Raw genomic sequence first — 4,275 nt, forward strand, 5'->3', positions numbered from 1 at the left:
TTGGTTGCGGGGGCAGGATTTGAACCTGCGGCCTTCAGGTTATGAGCCTGACGAGCTACCGGGCTGCTCCACCCCGCGTCCAGCGCATTCGGCAAGGCCGAATGTCGCGGTTACGTCGTTGCTTTAGCGACGACGGATCTTTGCCGGAGTAAATTGCGGAGCAATTTATCTCCTGTAAGGAACGCACTTGGCGTTTTCCTTAAGTTTTGTCTTAAACTGCAAAAGGCCGCTTTTGGCGGCCCTTTTTTGTCGGCTGGGCCGAGGGATGTGATGAGAAGATTTTGATGCGTTTTGCAGACCTGGCAGCGACCTACTCTCCCGCGTCTTGAGACGAAGTACCATTGGCGCTGGGGCGTTTCACGGCCGTGTTCGGAATGGGAACGGGTGCAGCCGCCCCGCGATAACCACCAGGTCGGCAAAACGCAACATTGTTCATGTTTTCACATGAACGTTGTTTTCGAGAAGCTGGAGAGCTCAAGGCTCTATTTAATTTACACGTCGTTTCTGTGACTTATCCGTATGTTGCCTTGCTCGAGGTCGAGCGTGGCGCCCATACAGGACGCTAGTCCGTCGCCAATCGTTTGGCGCGCCGTCTGCAGCGTAGTGGCCGAAGGCCACGTCAGCGTGAAGACAGAACAGATCATCAAGCTTCGCTTGATGAGCATGAACAATGGGAACGAAGAAGTCGATCGAGCTATTAGTAACGGTAAGCTTCACACATTGCTGTGCTTCCACACCCGTCCTATCAACGTGGTCGTCTTCCACGGCTCTGATAGGGAACACTCGTTTTCAGGTTGGTTTCCCGCTTAGATGCCTTCAGCGGTTATCCATTCCGTATATAGCTACTCTGCTATGCCCTTGGCAGGACAACAGATCCACCAGAGATACGTCCATCCCGGTCCTCTCGTACTAGGGACAGATCCTGTCAATATTCCTACACCCACGGCAGATAGGGACCGAACTGTCTCACGACGTTCTGAACCCAACTCACGTACCGCTTTAAATGGCGAACAGCCATACCCTTGGGACCTGCTCCAGCCCCAGGATGCGATGAGTCGACATCGAGGTGCCAAACAACCCCGTCGATATGGACTCTTGGGGGTCATCAGCCTGTTATCCCCGGCGTACCTTTTATCCGTTGAGCGATGGCCCTTCCACACGGGACCACCGGATCACTATGACCGACTTTCGTCTCTGCTCGACTTGTCAGTCTCGCAGTCAGGCTAGCTTATGCCATTGCACTCGACGACCGATTTCCGACCGGTCTGAGCTAACCATCGCGCGCCTCCGTTACTCTTTCGGAGGCGACCGCCCCAGTCAAACTACCCACCATACACTGTCCCGGATCCGGATAACGGACCGCGGTTAGACATCCACGAAGATAAGGGTGGTATTTCAAGGATGGCTCCACAGAAACTGGCGTCCCTGCTTCAAAGCCTACCACCTATCCTACACATGCCTTGGCGAATGCCAGTGTAAAGCTATAGTAAAGGTGCACGGGGTCTTTCCGTCTGACCGCAGGAACCCCGCATCTTCACGGGGAATTCAATTTCACTGAGTCTATGTTGGAGACAGCGGGGAAGTCGTTACGCCATTCGTGCAGGTCGGAACTTACCCGACAAGGAATTTCGCTACCTTAGGACCGTTATAGTTACGGCCGCCGTTTACTGGGGCTTCAGTTCAGAGCTTGCACCCCTCCCTTTAACCTTCCAGCACCGGGCAGGCGTCAGACCCTATACGTCGTATTGCTACTTCGCAGAGCCCTGTGTTTTTGATAAACAGTCGCTACCCCCTGGTCTGTGCCACCCCATCATACTTGCGTACAAAAGGGTCACGCTTCTTCCGAAGTTACGCGTGCAATTTGCCGAGTTCCTTCAACATAGTTCTCTCAAGCGCCTTGGTATACTCTACCTGACCACCTGTGTCGGTTTCGGGTACGGTCTATACGGTGGAGCTATTTCCTGGAACCTCTTCGCCGCCCAACCAATCCAATAAGGTTGAACAACACACGAGATCCGTCACTACCACCAGGCCCACGAATATTAACGTGGTTCCCATCGACTACGCGTGTCCGCCTCGTCTTAGGGGCCGGCTAACCCTGCTCAGATTAACTTTAAGCAGGAACCCTTGGTCTTTCGGCGAGGGAGTCTCTCACTCCCTTTATCGTTACTCATGTCAACATTCGCACTTCCGATATCTCCAGCAGCCCTCACGGGTCCGCCTTCACAGACTTACGGAACGCTCCGCTACCACTTGCATTGCTGCAAATCCTCAGCTTCGGTGCATGGCTTTAGCCCCGTTACATTTTCGGCGCAAAGACCCTTATTTAGACCAGTGAGCTGTTACGCTTTCTTTAAATGATGGCTGCTTCTAAGCCAACATCCTGGTTGTTTTGGGATCCTCACATCCTTTCCCACTTAGCCATGACTTGGGGACCTTAGCTGGAGGTCAGGGTTGTTGCCCTTTTCACGACGGACGTTAGCACCCGCCGTGTGTCTGCCGACTAGTACTCCTCGGTATTCGGAGTTTGGTTAGGATCAGTAAGACGGTGAGTCCCCATAGCCCATCCAGTGCTCTACCCCCGAGGGTATTCGGTCGACGCTCTACCTAAATAGATTTCGCGGAGAACCAGCTATTTCCGAGTTTGATTGGCCTTTCACCCCTAGCCACAAGTCATCCCGAACTATTGCAACAGTTATGGGTTCGGCCCTCCAGTTGGTGTTACCCAACCTTCAGCCTGCTCATGGCTAGATCACTCGGTTTCGGGTCTAATGCAACTAACTCAATCGCCCTGTTCAGACTCGCTTTCGCTGCGCCTACACCTACCGGCTTAAGCTTGCTAGTTACACTAAGTCGTTGACCCATTATACAAAAGGTACGCCGTCACCCTTGCGGGCTCCGACTGTTTGTAGGCATCCGGTTTCAGGTTCTATTTCACTCCCCTCGTCGGGGTGCTTTTCACCTTTCCCTCACGGTACTTGTTCGCTATCGGTCATGCACGAGTACTTAGGCTTGGAGAGTGGTCTCCCCATGTTCAGACAGGATTTCACGTGTCCCGCCCTACTCAAGGACAATGACTGTTCTACGCGTAAGGGGCTATCACCCTCTATGGCCGACCTTTCCAGATCGTTCCGCTTTATTCATCATTGCCACTGGCCTGGTCCGCGTTCGCTCGCCACTACTTGCGGAGTCTCGGTTGATGTCCTTTCCTGCAGGTACTTAGATGTTTCAGTTCCCTGCGTTCGCTTCTTACCCCTATGTATTCGAAAGTAAGATACCTTATCACAATGCTTGGAAACCCAGGCCGTTCGTTAAAACAGACTGGATTTTCCAAGCATTTAAGGTGGGTTGCCCCATTCGGAGATCCATGGATCAAAGCTTATTCGCAGCTCCCCACGGCTTTTCGCAGCGTATCACGTCCTTCTTCGCCTGTGCATGCCAAGGCATCCACCAAATGCCCTTAATTCACTTCTTCGTTCTCATTGTCTATGCTCATCCATAGCCGTTCCAAAGGAACGGCAACCTGATTACCTTTTACAATCAAGTCCTTCCTGATGACATCGACGTGTCGGTATGGTCTTCATTGAGGGCACGCCGGTGCACCTCGAAGCCATACCATTAAGACCAGCTTCTCGAGATATCATCCGGTGATGCGCGGTCAGGCAACATCAATCCAGCATTCCCATCAGATGAAGGCATAAACCTTCAAACAACAAAAATGCCTCGGACAAGCTTTCCTACCTACCTCCAACCCCTCCACCAATTCCGGCCGACTAAGCCATCACATGGTTTCTCTGGGACTGGGCTCGGACGTTTCAAACCACAAGGGCTCAAAACACCTGGAAGCTTCCAGACATATCTTCTCTTCACAATGTATTCAGAACAGGCATCAGTCCTCTCAGACGATGCAAACTTTTATTTCTTCAGAAGGATATTCCCGCGCTACACACCAAAACCGCGTTCCGCGATTGGTGGAGCTGAGCGGGATCGAACCGCTGACCCCCTGCTTGCAAAGCAGGTGCTCTCCCAGCTGAGCTACAGCCCCAACCATCGCAAACACCCGACAGCAAAACCGCCAGGGATCAGGTAAATTCAGCAAACCAATGGTGGGCCCGGGAAGACTTGAACTTCCGACCCCACGCTTATCAAGCGTGTGCTCTAACCAACTGAGCTACGGGCCCATCTTACCGAGCGTATCAAGCGTCCAATTGGACACCCATACAGGCTCAGCGAGCCGTCGCCGGTCGTCCGGCGCCCCCGCGGAGTGCAGCCCCA

The 4,275-nt window shown here is 53.0% G+C and carries 3 tRNA genes and 2 rRNA genes; all 5 read right to left on the reverse strand.

What is annotated here, in order from left to right:
* Position 1 precedes the first annotated feature (1 nt).
* Positions 2 to 78, reverse strand: a tRNA-Met gene (locus tag BLU28_RS25735).
* Positions 79 to 297: 219 nt separating this feature from the next.
* Positions 298 to 412 (reverse strand): 5S ribosomal RNA (gene rrf / locus BLU28_RS25740).
* A 264-nt stretch (positions 413 to 676) separates the two neighbouring features.
* A 23S ribosomal RNA gene (locus tag BLU28_RS25745) occupies positions 677 to 3,475 on the reverse strand.
* 494 nt (positions 3,476 to 3,969) lie between these two features.
* A tRNA-Ala gene (locus tag BLU28_RS25750) sits at positions 3,970 to 4,045 on the reverse strand.
* A gap of 59 nt (positions 4,046 to 4,104) precedes the next feature.
* Positions 4,105 to 4,181: transfer RNA gene (locus tag BLU28_RS25755), tRNA-Ile, on the reverse strand.
* Positions 4,182 to 4,275: the final 94 nt, after the last annotated feature.

The sequence above is a fragment of the Agrobacterium pusense genome, assembly GCF_900102105.1.
GTDB lineage: Bacteria > Pseudomonadota > Alphaproteobacteria > Rhizobiales > Rhizobiaceae > Agrobacterium > Agrobacterium pusense.